The following is a 21,373-nucleotide window of genomic DNA, read 5'->3' on the forward strand; positions in this document are numbered from 1 at the left end:
AGTCCCCGGCCACGCCTTGAACGGCCCTCGAACCTTCAGACGACATGGGTGGCTCCGACGTGGAAGCGCTCGGCCGCGAACCATTGCAGCACCGGGATCGTGCCCGGCAGCACCGGCGCCACCTGCACCGGCAGGCTCTGCCAGCTCATGGCCTGGTGCTCGCGCATCTCGAACTCGCCCTGCCAGTCGTAGACCTTGCAGAAGTTCAAGCGCACCTTGGCGTGCGGGTACTCCATCAGCTCGATCTTCCACGGGTGCGCGGCGGCGATGGTGATGCCCAGTTCCTCGTGCAGCTCGCGGCGCAGGGCCTGCTCGACGGTTTCGCCGGTCTCGAGCTTGCCGCCGGGGAACTCCCAGTAGCCGGCGTAGACCTTGCCCTCGGGGCGGGACGTCATCAGGAACTCCGTCTCGCGGCCGTGGGCGTCGCGCCGCACCAGCACGCCGACGGCCACCTCGACGGGCACGCGGTCGGTCGCCGCGACGGGGCTGTGGGGGCTGGCGGTTTGGTTCACGCGTTCAGACATGGTCCAGTCCTTCCGGCGCGGCGTCGTCCGCCGGGCGCGGTGCCGGGGCCACGCTGTCGTCGGCCCCGCCACGGCCCGCCAGGTCGCGGGCGAATTGATAGGCCACGCGGCCCGATCGCGAGCCGCGCTCCAGCGCCCAGACCAGCGCCGGCTGGCGCGCGGCCTCGATGCGCGCGGCGTCCAGGCCGAAATGCGACAGCCACTGCGCCACGATCGCCAGGTACTCCTGCTGGCTGAAGCCGTAGAAGCTGATCCACAGGCCGAAGCGCTCGGACAACGAGATCTTCTCCTCGACCGCCTCGCCGGGATGCACCTCGACGTTGCCGTCGCGCTCCGCGTGCTTGTAGCCGAGGTTGTCCTTCATCTGCTCGGGCAGCAGGTGGCGCCGGTTGCTGGTCGCGTAGATCAGCAGGTTGTCGGTGGCGGCGGCGACGGAGCCGTCCAGCATCGACTTCAGCGCCTTGTAGCCGGCCTCGCCCTCGTCGAAGCTGAGGTCGTCGCAGAAGATGACGAAACGCTCGGGCCGATCGGCGATCAGGTCGGCCAGGTCCGGCAGGTCGACCAGGTCGGCCTTGTCGACCTCGATCAGGCGCAGGCCCTGGTCGGCGAACTCGTTCAGGCAGGCCTTGATCAGCGAGCTCTTGCCGGTGCCGCGGGCACCGGTCAGCAGCACGTTGTTGGCGGGCTGGCCCTGGACGAACTGGCGGGTGTTGCGCAGCAGGCGTTCCTTCTGCGGCTCGACCTCCTTGAGGTCGCCCAGCCGGATCGCCGACAGATGCCGGACCGGCTCCAGCCGCGCGCTCGCGCCGCGCTTGCGGTAGCGGAACGCGACGGCCGCGCCCCAGTCGGGCGGCGTCAGGGGCTGGGGCAGCACGGCCTCCAGGCGATTCAGCAGGGCGTCGGCACGCCGCAGCAGGGCATCGAGGGGGGTGAGGACGTCGGACATGGCGCCGAGTTTAGAGGCCGGGCCAGGTGAAATCGGGCGCCAGGCGGCGCGCGCGTTCACGTCCGATCAAGCGAGCATTCGCAGCGCCGCATCCAGTTGCTCGGTCGGCAGGCGCTTGAAGCCCGAGCGCGCATAACGCTGCAGCCGGCCGATGATGAAGCTCACCAGCACCGAGGACTGCGCCTGCGCCTCCACCGTCGGCGTGCTGGAGCCGGAGGCCTCCGCCGCCGAGCGCAGGGCCTGGCGCAGCGACGACTCGACCTTGTCGAAGAACTGGTTCATGCGCGCCACCAGCCGTTCGTTCTCGTACACCAGCGCGTCGCCGACCATCACGCGGGTCATGCCGGGATTGCGCTCGCCGAATTGCAGCAGCACGGTGACGATGCGCTGCGCCTGCGCCAGGCCCGAGGGCTCACGCTCGGCGATCTGGTTGAGCAGCGAAAAGATGCTGGTCTCGATGAACTCGATCAGCCCCTCGAACATCTGCGCCTTGCTGGCGAAGTGGCGATAGAGCGCCGCTTCGCTGACCTCCAGGCGCGCCGCCAGGGCGGCCGTGGTGACGCGGTCGGCGCCGGGCTGCTCCAGCATGCTGGCCAGGGTCTGCAGGATCTGCACCCGGCGCTCCCCCGGCTTGAGGCGTTTGCGCGGCAACTCGGCGGACTTGGTCGCTGCGGAGTCCGCGTCAGGGGGGCTGGTTTGCATGGGGGAGGCCGGAGTGTGCGGCGATTCTGGCACAGCCGACCATCGCTCCTTCGAAGCGTGCCGGACGGCGTACGCCGGCCCGGGAAGCGTCAGTCGCGCAGCCAGCCCAGGCGCCGTGCCTCGTAGATCGCCTCGACCTTGGAGCGCACCTGCAGCTTGCGGTAGGTGCGCTTCACGTAGGTCATGATCGTGTGCGGCGACACGTTCATGAACTGCGCGATCTCGTCGAAGGTGAAGCCCTTGGCGGCCAGGTGCAGGACGCGGGACTCCTGCTCGGACAGCGCCACGACCTGCTCGTCGACCAGCGGCATCGGCGCCGATTCCCCGAAGCCGCGCGGCGCATGGCCGTTCTGCGGCGCCAGCCGCAACAGCAACCGCCGCGCGATCACCGGGCTGATCGGGCTGCCGCCCGCGCGCAGCGAGCGCAGCTGGCCCGGCAGGTCCAGCGCGAGCGAGTCCTTCAGCAGATAACCGGTCGCGCCGGCCTCGATGCTGGAGAGCACGTGCTGCTCGTCACCGAAGACCGAGATGACCATCACCTCGCACTCGGGCGCGACGTGGGCCGCGTGGCGGATCAACTCGATGCCGCTGCCGCCGGGCAGGTCGAGGTCGACCAGCAGCACGTCGGGACGCGTCTGATCGAACATCTTCCGGCCTTGCGGCAGGTCGGTGGCCATGCCGACAAGCCGGATGTCGGGCGCCTTTTCGAGGGCGTGGGCAAAGGCTTCGCGGAACCGGAGCTGGTCCTCGACGATCAAGACGCTGAATAGTGACATGCAATCCCTCACGGCTTTGGAGCCGTTCCGGCGCATTCTGGGTTGTCACGGGTTTGAGCGGCAATCCCCAGCTTGCAGTGGTATGACCTTGGACAGGTCGTTCGGCCGAAGGCCGCACCAGCAAATCGCGATCCCGCGACGGCCCGCACCCCCTCATCGAGGGGGGATGGGGTGTGGTTCAAAGGCGAAGATCGCGTAGCCGGCTGACGCGCCGGTCGACATACGCGGGGCGGCGCCGCGTCCGGGTGGGCATCCAGCCTCGCATCCAGACCGTGCGCATGCCAAGCGCATGGGCGGTCTTCAGATTGGGCGCGCTGTCCTCGACCAGCGTGCAGCGTGACGGCGCCAGGCGCAGTTGCGCGCAGACATGCGCGTACATCCGCGCGTCGGGCTTGGGTCGGTAGTGGCCGAACATGCGCATGTGCTCGACGCTGAGCACGCGCTCGAAGCAAGGCGCGATGCCCAGCGCCTCGAGGACACGTTGGGCATAGCGCTGCGGCGCGTTGGTCAGCAGCACCTTGCGGCCCGGCAGGCGCCGCAGCCACGCCAGGTCGGGCCGCGCGGCGCGCAGCAGCGCCTCCAGCCCGGGCAGCGCATGCGCCTCGGCGAGGAAGTGCGCGGCGTCGATGTCGTGATGGCGGATCAGCCCCATCAGCGTCGCGCCGTAGGCCCGCCAGTAGCGGTCGCGCAGGGCCTTGGCCGCGTCGATGTCCAGGCCCAGGTGGCGGACCATGTAGTCGTTCATCGCCGAGCCGATGGCGGCGAAGGAGCCGCCGCTGGCGTGATGCAGCGTGTCGTCCAGGTCGAAGAGCCAGACGCCGTCGCCGCGGCGGCGCGCGCCCGCCAGCGGCGCGCCACGCCCGCGACGACGGTCGCGGCGGGTGTGGGGCGGCAGGCGGGCCAACGCGACCGGGCCGCTCAGTGCGAGCGGATCATCGTGCCGTAAGCCTGCTCCGACAGGATCTCCAGCAGCATGGCATGCGGCACGCGGCCGTCGATGATGTGGACCGCCTTGACACCGCTGCGCGCCGCGTCGAGCGCCGAGGCGATCTTGGGCAGCATGCCGCCCGACAGCGTGCCATCGGCGAAGAGCTCGTCGATCTCGCGCGCCGACAGGTCGGTCAGCAGGTTGCCCTGCTTGTCCAGCACGCCCGGGGTGTTGGTGAGCAGCACCAGCTTCTCGGCCTTCAGCACCTCGGCCAGCTTGCCTGCGACGACGTCGGCGTTGATGTTGTAGCTCTCGTTGCTCTCGCCGAAGCCGATCGGGCTGATGACGGGGATGAACTGGTCGTCCTGCAGCGCCTTCACGACGCTGGGGTCGATGGCGACGATGTCGCCGACCGAACCGACGTCGTGCTCCTTGGCCGGGTCGTCCTTGTCGATCAGCTTGAGCTTCTTGGCGCGGATCATGCCGCCGTCGCGGCCGGTCAACCCGACCGCCTTGCCGCCGGCGACGTTGATCAGGCCGACGATGTCCTGCTGCACCTCGCCGGCCAGCACCCATTCGACGACGCTCATCGTCTCCTCGTCGGTGACGCGCATGCCCTGGATGAAGTGGCCCTTCTTGCCGAGCTTGTTGAGCGCGTCCTCGATCTGCGGACCGCCGCCGTGCACGACGACGGGGTTCAGGCCGACCAGCTTCAGCAGCACCACGTCCTCGGCGAAGTCCTGCTGCAGCGCGGGGTCGGTCATCGCGTTGCCACCGTATTTGATGACGATGGTCTTGCCGTGGTACTTGCGGATGTAGGGCAGCGCCTGGGACAGCAGCTCGGCCTTGTCGCGCGGCGGGATGTGGCTCAGGTCGGCGTCGTGGACGGGCGGGGTGTTGCTCATGGTGCAGTCCGGAAGGGGCTGAGGGGGTGGGACGGAACAGGCGGCATTCTAGGACCGGCAAAATCGAAACCATGCAAGTGCAGCAATACCTCAAGCTCTCGGCCGCCGTGGCCGTGCTGACCATCGCCCTGAAGACGGCCGCCTGGTGGTGGACCGGCTCGGTGAGCCTGGCCTCGGACGCGCTCGAATCGGGGGTGAACCTGGTGGGCGCGCTCTTCGGGCTGGCCATGGTGACGATCGCCCGCCGGCCGCCCGACGAGGACCATCCCTTCGGCCACCACAAGGCCGAGTACTTCTCCAGCGCCTTCGAGGGCGCGCTGATCCTGATCGCCGCGCTGGGCATCGGCTGGGCCGCGGTCGAGCGGCTGCGCGCGCCGCAGCCGCTCGAACAGCTCGGCCTGGGCATGGCGCTGTCGCTGGTCAGTACGGCCATCAACGGCGGGCTGGCGTGGGTGATGCTCAGGGCCTCGCGCGAGCACCGCTCGATCGCGCTGGAGGCCGACGCGCGCCACCTCTTCACCGACGTGTGGACGTCGGTGGGCGTCGTCGTCGGCCTGATCGGCGTGATGCTGACGGGCTGGACCTGGCTGGACCCGTTGCTGGCGATCCTGGTGGCGCTGAACATCCTGCGCGAGGCGGTGCACCTGATGTGGCGCTCCACCGGCGGCCTGATGGACCAGGCGCTGGATCCCGAGGACCAGCGCGCGATCGCCGCCGTGCTGGCCGGCTTCGAATCGCCGGACCTGCGCTTCGACCACGTCGCCACGCGCGTGGCCGGTCAGCAGCGCCATGTCGACCTGCACCTGCACGTGCCCGCGCGCTGGACGCTCGGTCACGCCGCCGCGCTGCGCGGCGAGGTGGAGCAGGCGCTGATGCGCGCCCTGCCCGGCCTGCGCGCCAGCATCCAGTTGCTGCCGATGAACGTCGAGACGCGCTTCGCCGAGATGGCGGAAGGGACCGGAAGCGGTGGCCCGCCGTCATCGGCGCCGGGCGCGGCCTCGGTGTCCGCGTCCCCGGCGGGCCTGCCGCCCACGGTCCCCGCCGACGGCGGGGCTCGCCCATGATCGCGTTGCTCCAGCGCGTACGGCGCGCCCGGGTCGACGTCGGCGACCGCTGCACCGGCGAGATCGGCCCCGGCCTGCTGCTGCTGGTCTGCGCCGAGCCGCAAGACGACGAGTCCGTCGCCGAGAAGTTGCTGACCAAGATCCTCAAGCTGCGCATCTTCGGCGACGAGGCCGGCAAGATGAACCGCAGCCTGCAGGACGTGGGGGGCGGACTGCTGATCGTCTCGCAGTTCACCCTCGCGGCCGACACCGCGGGCGGCAACCGGCCCAGCTTCACCGGCGCCGCACCGGCGGAACTGGGGCGCCGCCTCTACGACCACGTCGTCAGGTTTGCACGAGAACACCATCCGGTCGTGCACACTGGGGAATTCGGCGCCGACATGCAGGTCAGCCTGGTCAACGACGGCCCGGTGACGATCCCGATGCGGATGTGACCGGCGCCCCTCCCTGCAAGACCGCAAGCACGCACCCCCGAGAAAAAGGAGCCAACGATGATCAGCTACGTGACCCTGGGCAGCAACGACCGCCGCGCGGCGAAGGAGTTCTACGACGCGACGCTCGCGCCGCTGGGCCTGAAGCCCGGCTATGCCGACGACGAGATGGTCGGCTACGGCCCCGAGGGCGGCCAGACGCAGCTCTGGGTGGTGCAGCCGTTCAACGGCCTGGACGCGAGCGCGGGCAACGGCGCGATGCTGGCGCTGGCGGCTTCCACGCGTGCGCAGGTGGACGCGGTGTACGCCGCGGCGCTGGCCAACGGCGGCCGCGACGAAGGCCGCCCGGGCCCGCGCGAGAACTACGGGCCGAACTTCTACGCCGCCTACTTCCGCGATCCTGAAGGCAACAAGCTGGCGGTGGTGTGCCGCGCGCCCGCCTGAGCACGACCATGCCGGCGCGGTGACGGATCGGGCGCGCCCGACCTGTCGACCGCGCCACTCAGCGCGCTTGATTCACACCAGGAGCGCGCCATGTCTTTTCCGATCCCCACCCTTCACATGCCGATAGGCATTGCGCCGTCGCCTGGCGGCATTGGCACCTGGGAAAGCGCAAGGCCGCCCGACCGCCACGCCGCGCTGCTGGTCGCGACCCAACCGATGCTCGACCGATGTGCCGCGATGGAGTCCGCCACGGGCCTCATGCTGATCGACGACATCGAGCAATGCCATCGGCTGTTTCAGGAGGCCTTGACCGGTTGCGATTTCGACGGCCGATGCCAGACCGAGCGACGCGCGGACACCTTGAAGGCCGCCGCCACCCTCGCCAGGTACACACCCACGCGGGACGCCGCGCAACTCGACGCGCTACAGACATGGCGCGCCGAGATGGGTTCGCTGCTCAAGCTGACCATCGAGGAAGGCCGGACCAAGCGCCAGGCGGCCGACGTCCTGGGGGTGATCTTGCTGGAAGCGCCCCCCGCCAACCTGATCGAAGCCTTCCGGGAGGCGGATCACCTGCAGCTGGTCCTGGGAACACCCCCTCATCGAGGGCCCGGATTCGCGCTGCGGCAGCAGGCCCTGGCCGAGCTGGAAGCGATCCGTCCCGAACATGCCGACGACGCGAACGCGCTGCCCGCCGTGCAAGCGGCGATTGCCGCCGCCAGGCGCCTGCATGACGAGGCGGACAGGGTGGAGCGGGAGCCCTGCGCGTCCTCGCGCCCGCCTTCTCCCGCGCAGCGCGCGCGGTTCGACGCCGCCGGCACCAACAACGCCTGAGCGGCCGCGCGAGCTTCGGCCGCTGCAAAGCAAAGACCCGCCGGCGGCGGGTCTGGGCGGTCACCGGCAAGTCCCCGGGTTGGCACCGGGGATCCGTCGGCGATCAGTCGACGCTCAATCGGCGTACTGGCCGGCCGCCTTGATGACCGGCGTCCACTTGTTGATCTCGGACTCGACGAACTTCTTGTGTTCGGCCGGGTTCACGCGGTTGTCGGTCACGATGACGGCGCCCAGCGCTTCCTCGCGCTTGTGGAACTCGGCGTCCTTCAGCGCGGCCTTCAGGGCGGCGTTGATCTTCTCCAGCACCGGCTTGGGCGTGCCCTTGGGAGCGTACATGCCGTGCCAGATCGTGACGTTGAAGCCCTTCATGCCGGACTCGTCCAGCGTCGGCAGCTTGGCCAGCGATCCGCCCAGGCGCTTGGGCGTGGTCACCGCGAAGGCCTTGACCTTGCCGCCGTCGATCTGCGTCGTGGTGTTGGTGGTCTGGTCGCACATGATGTCGACCTGGCCGCCGATCAGGTCGGTCATGGCCGGGCCGGTGCCCTTGTAGGGGACGGTCGTCATGTCGATCTTGAGCGTGCTCATGTAGAGCAGGCCGCACAGGTGCGAGGCCGATCCCAGGCCGGCGTTGGCCAGGTTGATCTTGCCCTTGTTGGCGTCCAGCCACTTCACCATGTCGGCGTAGTTGTTGGCCGGCAGGCTGGGACGCGAGATCAGCGTCATCGGCACTTCGTTGATCAGGCCCAGGTACTCGAAGTCGTCCAGCGTCTTGTACTGCAGGTTGCGGTACAGCGCGGGCGCGGTCGACATGCCGATGTGGTGCAGCAGCAGCGTGTAGCCGTCCGGCGCGGCCTTGGAGACCTTGGTCGCGCCCAGCGTGCCGCCGGCGCCGCCGACGTTCTCGATGATGATGGTGGCGTTCAGCGGCTTGCGCAGCGCCTCGGCCAGGTCACGGGCGACCTTGTCGGTCGGGCCGCCGGCCGCGAAGGGGACGACGATGGTCACCGGCTTGTCGGGATATTCGGCCCAGGCGGCACCGACGCTGAAAGCCGCGACGCAGGCAAGCAAGGTCTTCTTCATGGCTGTCTCTTCCTCGGAGGAGGTTGTGGTTGATGGCGCGGATGCTAGGCCCACCGCCGCATGTGCGGCTAGCGGAAACTACGTAAGCACGCCGTCGGTTCAATCGAACCTCCTTGAATCCTCGATGACTTTTCCGTCGTTGGGCAGGCTCCCGGCCGCGACGAACGCCACCTCCCCGCGCAGTTTCGTGACGTCGCGCAGGGCCAGGGCCAGGCGCTCGGCCAGCCCCTCGGGCACCGGGCCGTCCAGCTCCACGCGCAGCGTCATCCGGTCCTGCGCCATCTCGCCCTCGACGACCAGCCGGCCCCGCCGCGCCTGCGGGCAGCGCCGCAGCACCTCCGCCACCTGGCCGGCATGGACGAACATCCCCCGCACCTTGGCGCTCTGGTCGGCGCGGCCCATCCAGCCGCGCAGGCGAATGTTGGTGCGGCCGGTCGGGCAGGCGCCGGGCAGCACCGCCGAGAGGTCGCCGGTGCCGAAGCGGATCAGCGGGTAATCCGGGTTGAGCGTGGTGACGACCACCTCCCCCACCTCGCCGTCGGGCACCGGATCGCCGGTGCCGGGGCGGACGATCTCGACGATCACGCCCTCGTCCACGACCAGCCCCTGTCGCGCCGAGGTCTCGTAGGCGATCAGGCCGAGGTCCGCCGTGGCGTAGCACTGGAAGCCGACGACGCCCCGCTCGCCGCACCAGTCGCGCAGCGCCGCGGGGAAGGCCTCGCCGCTGAGCAGCGCCTTGCGGACCGACAGCGGCTGGCCCTGCTCGGCCGCCTTGTCGAGCAGGATCTTGAGGAAGCTGGGCGTGCCGACGTAGGCCTGGGGCCGGAGCTCCGCCATCGCCTGCAACTGCAGCTCGGTGTTGCCGACGCCGCCCGCGAAGACGGTGCAGCCCAGCGCCTCGGCGCCGCCTTCCATCATGGCGCCGGCGGGGGTCAGGTGATAGCTGAAGGAGTTGTGGACCAGGTCCCCCGCGCGCAGCCCCGCCGCATGCAACGCGCGGCCGATGCGCCAGTAGTCGCGGCCCAGGCCCTCCGGCTCGTAGATCGTGCCCGGCGACTGGAACACGCGCCGCGCGCCCGCCTCCCGCCGCAGGCCGCGCCAGCCGATCGCCGAGAAGCCGCCGAACGGCTCCGACGGCCGCGCCGCGCGGATCGCCTGCTGGCGCGCCAGCAGCTCCGACTTGCGGATCACCGGCAGCCGCGCCAGCGCCGCGCGCGTGCATACCTGCGCGGGATCGACCTCGGCCAGCAGCTCGCCGAACGCGTCGGTGTTGCCGCGCGCATGGGCGATCTGCAGCGGCAGCGCCGCCATCAGCGCGGCCTCGCGCGCCGCCGGGTCGCGCGTCTCCGCGGCGTCGTAGGGCGCGGCGCTCATCACTCGTCCGCCCATTGCGCCAGGCGGCGCTTGAGCTCGTCCTGCAGCTTGCGCACGTCGACGGCGGCGCGGCAGGGCCTCAAGTCCCAATCGGGACTGCGGGCGGGTTTCCTGGCCAGCTTCGCGTCGATGCGGTCCTCGACGACGCTCAGTTGCAGCACCTCCTGGCCCTCGAAGCTCCAGGTGTTGCCGCGCTCGGTCAGGCCGCGTTGATCGCGCAGCGCGCGGCGGAGTTGCACCAGCGCCTCCTCGGCCTTGAACGGCGGCGGCGCAAAGAAGTCGTTGTCCATGAACTGCTCTCTCGTTGCTCGATTCAGTCCCGTCGGCGAGGCTGGCGCCGACGATTCGCGGCCGGCCGGGCGATCGCGGCATCCAGCCCGCCGGCGGTCGGTCCCGCCATCCGGTCGGCCGTCAGGTCGACTGGGGGGCCGGCAGGCCCCACCTCGATCACGCCAGCCAGCGCTTGCGGCGCTTGTAGCTCTTGACGTCGCGGAAGCTCTTGCGGTCGGTGCCGCCCATGCCGAGGTAGAACTCGCGCACATCCTCGTTGTCCCGCAGCGCCTGGGCCTCGCCGTCCATGACGACGCGGCCGTTCTCCAGGATGTAGCCGTAATCGGCGTAACGCAACGCCATGTTGGTGTTCTGCTCGGCCAGCAGGAAGGTGGTGCCCTCCTTGCGGTTGAGGTCGCGCACGATCTCGAAGACCTCCTCGACGATCTGCGGCGCCAGCCCCATCGACGGCTCGTCCAGCAGCACCATCTTCGGGTTGGCCATCAACGCGCGGCCGATGGCGCACATCTGCTGCTCGCCGCCCGAGGTGTACGCCGCCTGCGAGGTCCGCCGCGTCTTGAGCCGCGGGAAGTAGGCGTAGACCTTCTCCAGCGTCCGGGCGATGGCGGCCTTGCCGTCGGTGCGGGTGTAGGCGCCGGTGAGCAGGTTCTCCTCGATCGACAGATGCGCGAAGCAGTGCCGCCCTTCCATCACCTGCACCACGCCGCGGTGCACCAGCTCGGCCGGCGAGAGCCGCTCGATGCGCTCGCCGCGCAGCTCGATGCGGCCCTTGGTGACCTCGCCGCGCTCGCCCGCCAGCAGGTTGGAGACGGCGCGCAGCGTGGTCGTCTTGCCGGCGCCGTTGCCGCCCAGCAGCGCCACCACCGCCCCTTCGGGCACGCGCAGCGACACGCCCTTGAGCACCAGGATCACGTGGTGATAGATGACCTCGATGCCGTTGACGTCGAGCAACGCCGGCAAGGCGTCCCGCGGCGTCGCGGGCTGCGAGGAGGTGGGGTGGGGGGCTGTCGACATGGCGGCGTCCGGGCTCAGCTGCAGCTGCGCACTTTGAGGTTCTTGTCCTTGGCGTACTTGGCGGCGTACTCCTTGACCATCGGATCGATGTGGGTCTTGTCCGACTGGTACCAGTCGGAGGCAATGTTCCACTTCGCGCCGTCCCACTGGACGATGCGCGCCCAGTCGTTGCCCATGTGGTTGGCGCAACTGGTCTGCACCGGCCGCATGATCTCGCCGAAACCCAGCGCCTTGAGCCGGTCGGCCGTCAGGTTCAGGTTCTCGAAGCCCCAGCGGACCTGCTCCGGCGTCATGACCTTGCCCTTGCCGAACTTCTCCTGCGCGGTGCGGATCGCCTCGACCTGCAGCATCGAGATCATCATGCCCCGCGTGTGCGCCAGCGTGCCCACGCCGGTGGCCGGGCCGGTGCCCTGCCCCTTGTCGTAGACCAGCTTGCGCAGGTCGTCGTGGACCTTGTCCCTGGCGGCGCTGTTGTGCAGCGTGATCGCGTTGTAGCCCTTGGCGCCCATGCCGATGTCCTTGACGTCGTGGTCCGAGCCGGCCCACCAGATCGCGTAGATCTTCTCGCGCGGATAGCCGCTGGCCTGCGCCTCGCGGATGCCGGCCGGCGTCATCACGCCGGCGGACCAGAACAGCACGTAGTCGGGCCGCTGCTGGCGGATCTGCAGCCAGGTCGACTTCTGCTCCACCCCCGGCGGCGTGACCGGATACAGCAACACCTCGAAGCCCTCGGCCGCGGCGCGTTTCTGGATCAGCGGGATGGGCTCCTTGCCATAGGGGCTGTCGTGATAGACCAGCGCGATCTTCTTGCCCTTGAGGCTGCCCTTCTCCTTCTTGGCGATGTCCTGCAGCATCACGTCGGCGGCGGTCCAGTAGGTGCCCAGCAGCGGGAAATTCCACTCGAAGACCGTGCCGTCGGCGGACTGCGACAGGCCGTACCCCGGCGTCTCGACCACGACCTTGTCGACGAAGGCCTTGTCGGTCACGGCGAAGGTGATGCCGGTGGACTGCGTGTCGAAGCCCGACGCGCCGCTGCCCTTGCCCTTCAGCCGCTCGTAGCACTCGACGCCCTTGGCGGCGTCGTAGGCGGTCTCGCATTCCTCGAAGGCCAGCTTGACGCCGTTCACGCCGCCGTCGCGTGCGTTGACCAGCTTCAGGTAGTCCTGCTTGCCGTCCGCCCAGGGCATGCCCAGCGGCGCGAACTGGCCGGTGCGGTAGACCAGCAGCGGGATGAACTGCTCCGTGGCGGGCTGCGCCCGCACGGCCAGGGGCAGCGCGGCGGTCGCCAGCGCGGCCGCGGCCAGCGCGCCGCGCGCGAGGGTCTTCAAGCTCATGGTGTCGTCTCCTGGTGGTGCACTCTGCGGTGCGGTTTGAAATCTCGTGGACTCAATGCGCGCTCAATGAGGGAACGGCCACAGGCGCAGCTTTTGGCGGGCCGTCGACCAGAGCCGCGCCAGGCCGTGCGGCTCGACGATGAGGAAGAACACGATCAGCGCGCCGAAGATCATGTGCTCCAGGTGCGAGGCCGTGGCCGTCGACAGCGGCAGCCCCAACCAGTGCGGCACGTAGTTCAGCAGCAGCGGCAGCAACACGATGAAGGCCGCGCCGAAGAAGCTGCCGGCGATCGAGCCCAGCCCGCCGATGATGATCATGAACAGCAGCTGGAAGGACTTGTCGATGCCGAAGGCCGCCGGCTCCCACGCGCCCAGGTGCACGAAGCCCCACAGCGCGCCGGCCACGCCGACGATGAAGCTGCTGACAGCGAAGGCCGTGAGCTTGGCATGCACCGGCCGGATGCCGATGACGGCGGCCGCCACGTCCATGTCGCGCATCGCCATCCATTCACGGCCGATGGCGCCGCGCACCAGGTTCTTGGTCAGGAGGCCGAAGATCACCACCAGGCTCAGGCACAGCAGGTAACGCTGGGCGGGGGTCTCCAGGCTGACGCCGAAGAGCTGCAGCGGCCCGACGCTGACCGACCCCGACGACGAGTCGTTGGTGACCCAGCGCACGCGGTTGGTGAACCAGTCGATGAAGAACTGCGCCGCCAGCGTCGCCACCGCCAGGTACAGGCCGCGGATGCGCAGGCTGGGCAGGCCGAACAGCACGCCGCAGACGGTGGCGGCCAGCCCGCCGCCCAGCAGCACCAGCGGCAGCGGCAAGCCCTCGACACGCACCTGCAGGTTGAACGCCGCGTAGGCGCCCACCGCCATGAAGGCCCCGGTGCCCAGCGAAATCTGGCCGCAGTAGCCCACCAGCACGTTCAGGCCCAGCGCCGCCAGCGACAGCACCAGGAACGGGATCAGCACGGCGCGCAGCGCGTAGTCGCCCGCCAACGCCGGCACGGCGACGAAAGCCAGCAGCGCCAGCACCAGCATCGCGACGCGATCCTGGGCCACCGGGAACAGCCCCAGGTCGGCGCGGTAGCTGGTCTTGAACTGACCGTTTTCACGATAGAGCACGGAGCGTCTCCTTGAGAGGGGTCACGGTCGGATGCGCGAGCGGGCGGTCGGTCATGTCAGACCCGATCGATGATCTTGTCGCCGAACAGGCCCTGCGGCCGGGCCAGCAGGAAGCCCAGCGCGAGCACGTAGGCGAACCAGTTCTCGATGCCGCCGCCGACCGACGGGCCGAGGTAGATCTCCGACAGCTTCTCGCCGACGCCGATGATCAGCCCGCCGACGATCGCGCCCGGCACCGAGGTCAGGCCGCCCAGGATGACGACGGGGAAGGCCTTGAGCGCCACCAGCGAGATCGAGAACTGCACGCCCAGCTTGCTGCCCCAGATGATCCCGGCCACCAGCGCCACGATGCCGCCCACCGACCAGACCACGACCCAGATGCGCGCCAGCGGAATGCCGATCGACTGCGCCGCCTGGTGGTCGTCGGCCACGGCGCGCAGCGCGCGGCCGGTGCGGGTCTTCTGGAAGAACAGCGTCAGCACCGCCACCAGCGCGGCGGCGATGACGGCCGAGTACAGGTCTTCCTTGTTGAGCAGCAGACCGCCCGGGAAGGTGCCCTCCAGCACGAACATCGGATCCTTGGGCAGCCCCACGTCGATCTTGTAGGTGGCGCTGCCGAAGAGCAGTTGGCCGGCGCCGTCCAGGAAGTAGCTGAAGCCCAGCGTGGCCATCAGCAGCGTGATGGCCGGCTGGTTGACCAGCCCGCGCAGTGCCAGCCGCTCCACCAGCCAGGCCACCGCCACCATGCAGGCGGCGCTGGCGATCAGCGCCAGCGTGTTGGCCAGCAGCAGGCTCTCGAAGCCGAACCAGACCGGGAACCATTCGGAGAAACGCGCCATCGCCAGCGCCGCGAAAAGCACCATCGCGCCCTGTGCGAAATTGAAGACGCCCGAGGCCTTGAAGATGAGCACGAAGCCCAGCGCGACCAGCGCGTACAGCATGCCCGCCATCAGGCCGCCGAACACCGTTTCCAGAAAGAATCCCATGATCGGTCCGCCAATGCGTCAGAGGGAGGGGGAAGGCGCCGCGCCGGACTCGTCCGCGCCCAGGTAGGCACGGATCACTTCCGGGTTGGCGCGCACCTGCGCCGGCGTGCCGTCGCCGATCTTGCGGCCGTAGTCCAGCACGACGACACGGTCGCTGATGTCCATGACCACGCCCATGTCGTGCTCGATCAGGACGATGGTGGTGCCGAACTCGTCGTTGACGTCGAGGATGAAGCGGCACATGTCCTGCTTCTCCTCCACGTTCATGCCGGCCATCGGCTCGTCGAGCAGCAGCAACCGGGGCTCCATGGCCAGCGCGCGGCCCAGGTCGACGCGCTTCTGCAGGCCGTAGGACAGGCCGCCGACGGGAGTCTTGCGATAGGCCTGGATCTCCAGGAAGTCGATGATGCGCTCGACCTTCTCGCGCTGCGCCAGTTCCTCGCGCAGCGCCGGCCCGACGCGCAGCGCCTGCCACAGCAGATTGCGGCGCATGTGCAGGCTGCGGCCGGTCATGATGTTGTCCAGCACGCTCATGCCCTTGAACAGCGCCAGGTTCTGGAAGGTGCGGGCCACGCCCATCTCGGCCATGCGGCGTTGCCGGATGCGCGGGCTCAGGCGCCCCACGTCCTCGCCGCGCAACCGGATGCGGCCCTGCTGCGGCTGGTAGACGCCGTTGATGCAGTTCAGCATCGAGCTCTTGCCCGCGCCGTTGGGGCCGATGATGGCGCGGATCTCGTGCTCGCGGACATCGAAGCTGATGTCGCTCAGCGCCTTCACGCCGCCGAAGGACAACGAGATGTTGCCCACCTCCAGCAGCACGTCGCCGATGCGTCGCCGCGCGGCGCCGTCGCCGGCCGCGGTCTCCGGTCCGGGGGTCGGGGCGGGATCGTGGGTGGCGCGGTGGAAGGCGGCGCCGTCCGTGGCATCGGGCATGGGCGGGGCGGCGGGCATGGGCAATGTGGGCAGGGCGGCGCCGCTGGCGATGGCGGTCATCAGGCGGCCCTCCGGGCGGGCGGGAAGGTGCGGGCGTCCTCGATGCGCAGCTCGGCGGACACCTTGCCGGCTCGGCCGTCCTCGAAGCGGACCGCCGTCTCGATGAACTGCGTCGCGCGCCCCTCGTAGAGCGCGTCGATCAGCACCTGGTACTTCTCGGCGATCGCGCCGCGGCGGACCTTGCGAGTGCGGGTCAGCTCGCCGTCGTCGGCGTCGAGCTCCTTGTGCAGCACCAGGAAGCGCGTGATCTGGCTGCCGGCCAGGCGCTCGTCCCGCGCCAGGTCGGCGTTGACCTTCTCGACGCAATCGCGGATCAGCGCGACGACCTCCGGCTTGCCGGCCAGGTCGGTATAGCCGGCGTAGGCGAGGTTGCGCCGCTCGGCCCAGTCGCCGACCGCCTCGACATCGATGTTGACGAAGGCGCAGACGTGATCGCGCCCGTCGCCGAAGGCCACCGCCTCCTTGATGAAGGCGAAGAATTTCAGTTTGTTCTCGACATACTTGGGCGCGAACATCGCGCCGTCATGCGCGCCGCCGCGCAGCCGCCCGACGTCCTTGGCGCGGTCGATGATCTTCAGATGCCCGCCGGCATCGAGGAAACCGGCGTCGCCGGTGCGGTACCAGCCGTCCTCGCCCAGCACCTCGGCGGTCGCCTCGGGATTCTTGTAATAGCCCTGCAGCAGTCCCGGCGAGCGCACCAGGATCTCGCCGTTGTCGGCCAGGCGGATCTCGACGCCATCGATGGGCACGCCGACGGTGTCGGCCCTGGCCTCGTGGTCCGGCTGCAGGCAGACGAAGACCGCCGTCTCGGTCGAGCCGTAGAGCTGCTTCAGGTTGATGCCGATCGAGCGATAGAAGCTGAACAGGTCCGGCCCGATCGCCTCCCCCGCCGTGTAGGCCACGCGCACCCGCGAGAGCCCCAGCGTGTTGCGCAAGGGGCCGTAGACCAGCAGGTCGCCGAGGCGGTACAGCAGCCGGTCCGCCGCGCCCACCGGCCGACCATCCATCAGCGTCGGCCCGACGCGATGCGCCAGTGCCATGCAGCGCGCGAACAGCCAGCGCTTGAGCCTGCCGGCGTCCTCCATGCGGATCATCACCTGCGTCAGCAGGCCCTCGAAGACACGCGGCGGGGCGAAGTAATAGGTCGGCCCGATCTCCTTGAGGTCGATGCTGACGGTGCTGGCGGACTCCGGGCAGTTCACGACATAGCCGCAGGCCAGCCACTGCGCGTAGCTGAAGATGTTCTGGCCGATCCACGCGCACGGCAGGTAGGCGAGCACCTCCTCGTCGGCCGTGAGCTTGTCGAATCGCGCGCCGGCCTGTGCGCGGTCGATCAGCGACGCATGCGTGTGGACCACGCCCTTCGGATGGCCGGTGGTGCCGGAGGTGAAGAACATCGCGGCGACGTCGGCGGCGCGGCCGGCCTCGACCTCGGTCTCGAACAGGCCGGGGTGCCGCGCCGCGTGCGCGCGGCCCTCGTCGCGGAGCTCGTCGATCGAGGCCAGCCCCTCGGCCGTGTAATGGCGCAGGCCGCGCGGATCGTCGAACCAGATGCGGCTGAGCGCCGGGCATCGCGGGCGGATCTCGAGCAGCTTGTCGACCTGCTCCTGGTCCTCGACGATGGCGAAGGCGACCTCGGCGTTCTGCAGCGGAAAGACGAATTCGGCGGCGACGGCGTCCTGGTACAGCGGCACCGGAATGCCCCCGAGCGACTGCGCGGCGAGCATCGCGGCGTAGAGCCGGGGCCGGTTCTCGCCGATGACGACGAGGTGCTGGCCGCGCGTCAGTCCGGCGGCGGCCAGGCCGTGCGCCATCTCGCGCACCAGCGCCGCCAGCGCGGCCCAGTCCAGCGTCTGCCAGATGCCGAGTTCCTTCTCGCGCAGCGCCGGGGCGCGCGGCCGCTGGCCGGCATGCGCCAGCAGCAGTCGGGGGAAAGTCTGTTCCACCGTCGTCTCCTTGTGCATCTCGCCCGGCGCTCTGACGGCGTCGTGGTGGTGCGGTTGGGCTCATCCTAGGACGGCCTTTGACGTCATGTTGTCGTTGCGCCGACATTCCTAGGGACAGCACGGGGGCGCGTTTTCCCCAGGGGGTCTCGTCAGGTTGATGTCAAGCGCGGGGGCGATGAATGGGGGATGGACGCCCGCACCGACGCCCCCCTTCGCTCGCCCCTCGCTCCTCCCCCGCCGACGCAGCCCCTGCGGCTGCGCGCGCGCGCCGCGACGGCGCAGGAGATGGCGGCCATCCCCTGGCTCAAGACGCTGGAGGCCGAGCAGCGCGAGCGCATCGCCTCCAGCATCCAGGCGGTGGACGTGGAGGTGGGCGAGCGCATCTGCCGGATCGGACGCGAGGCCAACTTCTGGTTCGGCGTGATCGACGGTCTGCTGAAGATGAGCAACGACGACGCGGCGGAGCGGCCGGTGACCTTCACCGGCGTGCCGCCGGGCGGCTGGTTCGGCGAAGGCACGCTGCTCAAGCGCGAGGTCTACCGCTACAACATCCAGGCGCTGCGGCGCAGCGTGGTGGCGGGGCTGCCGCTGGAGAGTTTCCATGAGCTGCTGGAGAGCAGCCTCGCGTTCAACCGCTACGTGCTGAACCAGCTCAACGAGCGGCTCGGCCAGTTCATCGCCGCGCGCGAGATCGACCGCCAGAGCGATCCCGACCTGCGCGTGGCGCGCAACCTGGCGGCGCTCTTCCATCCGCAGCTGTATCCCGGCGTCAACGGCCTGCTGCGGATCACGCAGCAGGAGCTGGGACACCTGGTCGGCCTGTCCCGCCAGCGCGTCAACGAGGCGCTGCGCCATCTGCAGGAGCGGCGCCTGATCGCCGTCGAGTACGGCGGGCTCAGGGTGCTGGACCTGGCGGGGCTGCGGGTGTATCCGCAATGAGCGCGGGAACGATCGCGATCACGACCTCGACCGCGGCGAAGGCCGCGGCCACGATGGCGCCGGCGCTCAGGCCCCGAACGGCGTCGCTTCCGGCTGCTGCGGCGGGCATGCGGCGTACTGCGCCGCGTTGATCTCGTAGAGCAGGCTGGCGGCCTCGCCGGGATGGTCGGCGACCGAGCCGGTCAGCCGCAGGCCGACGCGCTCCAGCGTCTTGCGTGCCGCCGTGTTGCCCGGCGCCAGCAACGCCTGCACCGCGTTCGCGCGCAGCGCGCCGAAAGCCAGCGCCAGCGCCGTCAGCGACACCTCGGCCGCATAACCGCGGCCCCAGAAGTCGGACAGAAAGTGGAACTCCAGCAGCAGCGCCGGTGCACCGCCGATCCGGCCGCGGCTCAGCCCGCCGAATCCGATCGCGCCCAGCGACGGCTGATCGCGCAGCGCCACCGCCCAGGGCCCCAGCCCGTCGCGGGCCCACTGCGCGCGCCACAACTCCAGCCGCTCGGACACGGCCGGACCGCCCGAACCGAATCGGCGATTCGCGGGGTCCGACAGCAGGTCGCGGAAGGTCCGGGCATCTGCCGCCTCGGGTGGGCGGAGCGTCAGCCGTCGCGTCTCGGTGAGCCGCGCGACCGCCGGGAGGAGGGAGGCGTGAACAGGCATAGGGTTAACCCGCACATTATGCGCCTTCGCCCGATTTCAAGGCCCATCGCAGCCAGCCACGTCGAACCGAACACCGGACTTGCATCACGCGTCAGCGAACGGCACACCGCCCGCTCCGCTGCCGGCCGCGGTTCCCGACCCGAGCGCCAAGTCCCCGTGATGACCGTTTCCTGGATTGCCAACAGGTTTTATGAGCGCAGCTCTCTCGCTTTCCCTTCAATTCACGTACCCTTCACCTCTCCCATACGAACAGCAAACGTCGTTACCGATAACGTTTCCCCCGTGACCGCGACCTCTTTTTCCTCCTCTTCCCCCCCGCGCACCGAGCCCGCGTCGTCTCCCGTCCTGTCGGACATCGTCGCGCTGCCCGTCGACAGCTGGGCCGGTCCGCTGCCCGACGCGGTGCAGGACAAGGCCACCGCCTGTCTGGAGGGCGGCCATGTGCTGTTCATGCCGGCATTGCCGTTCATGCTGACGGGCCAGGAGCGGGAACTGTTGCGCCCCGACCTGGGCGGCGGCGGCAAGAACATCAGCTACGACCCGCGCAACCAGCGCCTGCGCGGCTGCGAGGCGGACGAAGCCACGCTCGCGCTGCTGCAGGACGTGATGGCGCGATATGCGCAGCACTCGCTGGAACTGCTGCACCGCCTGCTGCCGCATTACCGCGACGGCCTGCGCCAGGCCCGCACCAGCTACCGAACCGCCGAGATCGCGGGCCGCCAGACCTCCTGGCGCAAGGACGACACCCGGCTGCACGTCGACAGCTTCCCGTCCTCGCCGACCGGCGGCGAGCGCATCCTGCGCGTGTTCAGCAACGTCAATCCGTCCGGCGCCGGCCGCCTGTGGCGCGTCGGCCAGCCGTTCGACGCGGTGGCCGAGCGCTTCCTGGCCCGCGTCGGCCGCCCGTTCGCCGGCAAGCACCGCCTGATGCAGGCGCTGCACATCACCAAGAGCTTGCGCAGCGATTACGACCATTACATGCTCGGCCTGCACGACGGCATGAAGGCCGACCTGCCCTACCAGGCGTCGATGACCGACGGCCTGTTCGAGTTCCCGGCCGGCAGCACCTGGATCGTCTACACGGACCAGGTGTCCCACGCCGCGCTCAAGGGTCAATACGTGTTCGAGCAGACCTTCCACCTGCCGGTCGAGTCGATGGCCCGCCCGGCCGAATCCCCGCTGCGCACGCTGGAGCGGCTGGTCGCCCGGCCGCTGGTGGGGTGATCTCCTCCCGCAGCGCCCGGAAGTAGTCCGAGAACTCCGGCGTCGCCCAGTACACGCGCCGCCCCTTGTGGTGTAGCACCTCGCCGGGCTCGACCATCGCCAGCCGTTCCGGCTTGAAGGCCGATCCGGCGAAGGTGACGGCGACCTGATCCCGCCGACGCCGTCGAACCCAAGGCAGCGCTGACTTGACGCGCTGCCAGGCGGGCCAGGCGGAGACGTATTCCTGCGCGAACTTCACCGCCAGGCCCGTCGAGAAGACGCGCAAGCGGCCACGGGCGGCGCGGCTGATGAAGCGGTCGTCGGTACGCAGGTGGCCGGGCACGCGACCCCGCGCATCTTCCAGCGACGCCTCGTTGAAGCGCTCGAAGATGTGGGTGAACTCGCCGGGACGAAACGCCATCACCGACGAATTGCCAAAGTAGTACGCCCCCGGCCAGAGCGGGAACGGCAGCCGCCAGGTGGGGGTCATGTGATTGCGCAGCATCAGCAACCCGCCGTGCCGCGTCAACTCGTCCGTGAGTCGCGCGATGTCGCCGCGCACGATCGTGTCCAGGTCCAGATAGATGGTCGGCAGGTCGGGATCCAGCAGGTTGGGCGCGAAGATGCTCAGCTTGAGGAAACACCCCCAGCCCACGCTCGGCAGCAACCGGGCGAACGCGGGGAACGGGCGGCCGTCCACCCCGGGGTCGTAGGCCGCCGCGGGACGGTCACTGATGCACACGAACCGCACCGGTCGCGAGCACCGTGCCCGCACCGCCCGGCACAGGCCGTTGACCACCTCGGGACCGTATCGCGTGCCCCAACTCACGCACACCACCTGGATGTCCATGCCTGCGTCTCCTGTCGATTGCGG

At 69.7% G+C, this 21,373-nt stretch carries 23 protein-coding genes; 6 read left to right on the top strand and 17 right to left on the bottom strand.

Features of this window, described 5'->3' with window-relative positions; translation table 11 throughout:
- Window positions 1–35: 35 nt before the first annotated feature.
- The 6 genes from CDN99_RS04280 to argB all read right to left on the bottom strand — a co-directional run bounded on the left by CDN99_RS04280 (window position 36) and on the right by argB (window position 4,781).
- A complete protein-coding gene (locus tag CDN99_RS04280) occupies window positions 36–524 on the bottom strand; it encodes an NUDIX domain-containing protein (protein ID WP_088382833.1) in 489 nt (162 codons plus the stop codon).
- Window positions 517–1,470: an ATP-binding protein gene (locus CDN99_RS04285; RefSeq protein WP_088382835.1), complete on the bottom strand. Its 954-nt coding sequence runs from the start codon at window positions 1,468–1,470 to the stop codon at window positions 517–519. Before CDN99_RS04285 ends, CDN99_RS04280 begins: the two co-directional genes overlap by 8 nt.
- Window positions 1,471–1,536: 66 nt before the next feature.
- Window positions 1,537–2,172: a nucleoid occlusion factor SlmA gene (slmA, locus tag CDN99_RS04290; RefSeq protein ID WP_088382837.1), complete on the bottom strand. Its 636-nt coding sequence runs from the start codon at window positions 2,170–2,172 to the stop codon at window positions 1,537–1,539.
- Window positions 2,173–2,261: 89 nt separating this feature from the next.
- Window positions 2,262–2,948, bottom strand: coding sequence for a response regulator (locus CDN99_RS04295; RefSeq protein ID WP_088382839.1), 687 nt, complete (start codon window positions 2,946–2,948; stop codon window positions 2,262–2,264).
- A gap of 178 nt (window positions 2,949–3,126) precedes the next feature.
- Window positions 3,127–3,852: a pyrimidine 5'-nucleotidase gene (locus CDN99_RS29140; protein WP_238139350.1), complete on the bottom strand. Its 726-nt coding sequence runs from the start codon at window positions 3,850–3,852 to the stop codon at window positions 3,127–3,129.
- Window positions 3,853–3,866: 14 nt separating this feature from the next.
- Window positions 3,867–4,781: an acetylglutamate kinase gene (argB, locus tag CDN99_RS29145; protein WP_238139351.1), complete on the bottom strand. Its 915-nt coding sequence runs from the start codon at window positions 4,779–4,781 to the stop codon at window positions 3,867–3,869.
- Window positions 4,782–4,852: 71 nt separating this feature from the next.
- Between argB and CDN99_RS04305 the strand changes: the two genes are divergently transcribed.
- The 4 genes from CDN99_RS04305 to CDN99_RS04320 all read left to right on the top strand — a co-directional run bounded on the left by CDN99_RS04305 (window position 4,853) and on the right by CDN99_RS04320 (window position 7,554).
- Window positions 4,853–5,845 (top strand): cation diffusion facilitator family transporter, encoded by a 993-nt coding sequence (locus tag CDN99_RS04305; protein ID WP_088382841.1) that lies wholly within the window; start codon window positions 4,853–4,855, stop codon window positions 5,843–5,845.
- The gene (dtd, locus tag CDN99_RS04310; RefSeq protein ID WP_088382843.1) at window positions 5,842–6,279 is read left to right on the top strand and encodes a D-aminoacyl-tRNA deacylase; all 438 of its coding nucleotides are present in this window, start codon (window positions 5,842–5,844) and stop codon (window positions 6,277–6,279) included. Before CDN99_RS04305 ends, dtd begins: the two co-directional genes overlap by 4 nt.
- A gap of 57 nt (window positions 6,280–6,336) precedes the next feature.
- Window positions 6,337–6,720, top strand: a complete 384-nt coding sequence (locus CDN99_RS04315; protein WP_088382845.1) for a VOC family protein — start codon at window positions 6,337–6,339, stop codon at window positions 6,718–6,720.
- A 258-nt stretch (window positions 6,721–6,978) separates the two neighbouring features.
- A complete protein-coding gene (locus CDN99_RS04320; protein ID WP_141100626.1) occupies window positions 6,979–7,554 on the top strand; it encodes a hypothetical protein in 576 nt (191 codons plus the stop codon).
- A 114-nt stretch (window positions 7,555–7,668) separates the two neighbouring features.
- On the opposite strand, the gene CDN99_RS04325 is transcribed toward CDN99_RS04320, so the two are convergent.
- From CDN99_RS04325 to CDN99_RS04365, 9 genes are all read right to left on the bottom strand, one after another.
- On the bottom strand, window positions 7,669–8,634 hold the full coding sequence (locus CDN99_RS04325) for a tripartite tricarboxylate transporter substrate-binding protein (protein WP_088382849.1): 966 nt from the start codon (window positions 8,632–8,634) through the stop codon (window positions 7,669–7,671).
- Between the two features lie 99 nt (window positions 8,635–8,733).
- Complete coding sequence (locus CDN99_RS04330; RefSeq protein WP_088382851.1) at window positions 8,734–10,008, bottom strand: phenylacetate--CoA ligase family protein; 1,275 nt, start codon at window positions 10,006–10,008, stop codon at window positions 8,734–8,736.
- Window positions 10,008–10,298: a hypothetical protein gene (locus CDN99_RS04335; RefSeq protein ID WP_088382853.1), complete on the bottom strand. Its 291-nt coding sequence runs from the start codon at window positions 10,296–10,298 to the stop codon at window positions 10,008–10,010. Before CDN99_RS04335 ends, CDN99_RS04330 begins: the two co-directional genes overlap by 1 nt.
- A gap of 157 nt (window positions 10,299–10,455) precedes the next feature.
- Complete coding sequence (locus tag CDN99_RS04340; RefSeq protein WP_088382855.1) at window positions 10,456–11,313, bottom strand: ABC transporter ATP-binding protein; 858 nt, start codon at window positions 11,311–11,313, stop codon at window positions 10,456–10,458.
- A 14-nt stretch (window positions 11,314–11,327) separates the two neighbouring features.
- A complete protein-coding gene (locus tag CDN99_RS04345; protein WP_088382857.1) occupies window positions 11,328–12,647 on the bottom strand; it encodes an ABC transporter substrate-binding protein in 1,320 nt (439 codons plus the stop codon).
- 63 nt (window positions 12,648–12,710) lie between these two features.
- Window positions 12,711–13,775: a branched-chain amino acid ABC transporter permease gene (locus tag CDN99_RS04350; protein ID WP_088382859.1), complete on the bottom strand. Its 1,065-nt coding sequence runs from the start codon at window positions 13,773–13,775 to the stop codon at window positions 12,711–12,713.
- Between the two features lie 56 nt (window positions 13,776–13,831).
- On the bottom strand, window positions 13,832–14,761 hold the full coding sequence (locus CDN99_RS04355) for a branched-chain amino acid ABC transporter permease (protein ID WP_088382861.1): 930 nt from the start codon (window positions 14,759–14,761) through the stop codon (window positions 13,832–13,834).
- A gap of 18 nt (window positions 14,762–14,779) precedes the next feature.
- Window positions 14,780–15,754 (bottom strand): ABC transporter ATP-binding protein, encoded by a 975-nt coding sequence (locus CDN99_RS04360; RefSeq protein ID WP_238139352.1) that lies wholly within the window; start codon window positions 15,752–15,754, stop codon window positions 14,780–14,782.
- A complete protein-coding gene (locus tag CDN99_RS04365) occupies window positions 15,754–17,700 on the bottom strand; it encodes an AMP-dependent synthetase/ligase (RefSeq protein ID WP_088383408.1) in 1,947 nt (648 codons plus the stop codon). Before CDN99_RS04365 ends, CDN99_RS04360 begins: the two co-directional genes overlap by 1 nt.
- Window positions 17,701–17,985: 285 nt before the next feature.
- Here CDN99_RS04365 and CDN99_RS04370 point away from each other — a divergent pair, with 285 nt between their 5' ends.
- Window positions 17,986–18,639, top strand: coding sequence for a Crp/Fnr family transcriptional regulator (locus CDN99_RS04370; RefSeq protein ID WP_238139386.1), 654 nt, complete (start codon window positions 17,986–17,988; stop codon window positions 18,637–18,639).
- A 66-nt stretch (window positions 18,640–18,705) separates the two neighbouring features.
- Here the strand turns inward: CDN99_RS04370 and CDN99_RS04375 are convergent, their stop codons facing one another.
- Entirely contained in the window at window positions 18,706–19,296 is a 591-nt protein-coding gene (locus CDN99_RS04375; RefSeq protein ID WP_088382865.1) for a GNAT family N-acetyltransferase, read from the bottom strand.
- Between the two features lie 282 nt (window positions 19,297–19,578).
- Here CDN99_RS04375 and kdoO point away from each other — a divergent pair, with 282 nt between their 5' ends.
- Window positions 19,579–20,520: a Kdo hydroxylase KdoO gene (gene kdoO / locus CDN99_RS04380; protein ID WP_202820219.1), complete on the top strand. Its 942-nt coding sequence runs from the start codon at window positions 19,579–19,581 to the stop codon at window positions 20,518–20,520.
- On the opposite strand, the gene CDN99_RS28050 is transcribed toward kdoO, so the two are convergent.
- Window positions 20,402–21,349: a glycosyltransferase family protein gene (locus CDN99_RS28050; RefSeq protein ID WP_141100627.1), complete on the bottom strand. Its 948-nt coding sequence runs from the start codon at window positions 21,347–21,349 to the stop codon at window positions 20,402–20,404. The two genes, kdoO and CDN99_RS28050, sit on opposite strands and share 119 nt — an antisense overlap.
- Between the last annotated feature and the right edge of the window lie 24 nt (window positions 21,350–21,373).

It is taken from the genome of Roseateles aquatilis, from assembly GCF_002205645.1.
Lineage (GTDB): Bacteria > Pseudomonadota > Gammaproteobacteria > Burkholderiales > Burkholderiaceae_C > Roseateles > Roseateles aquatilis.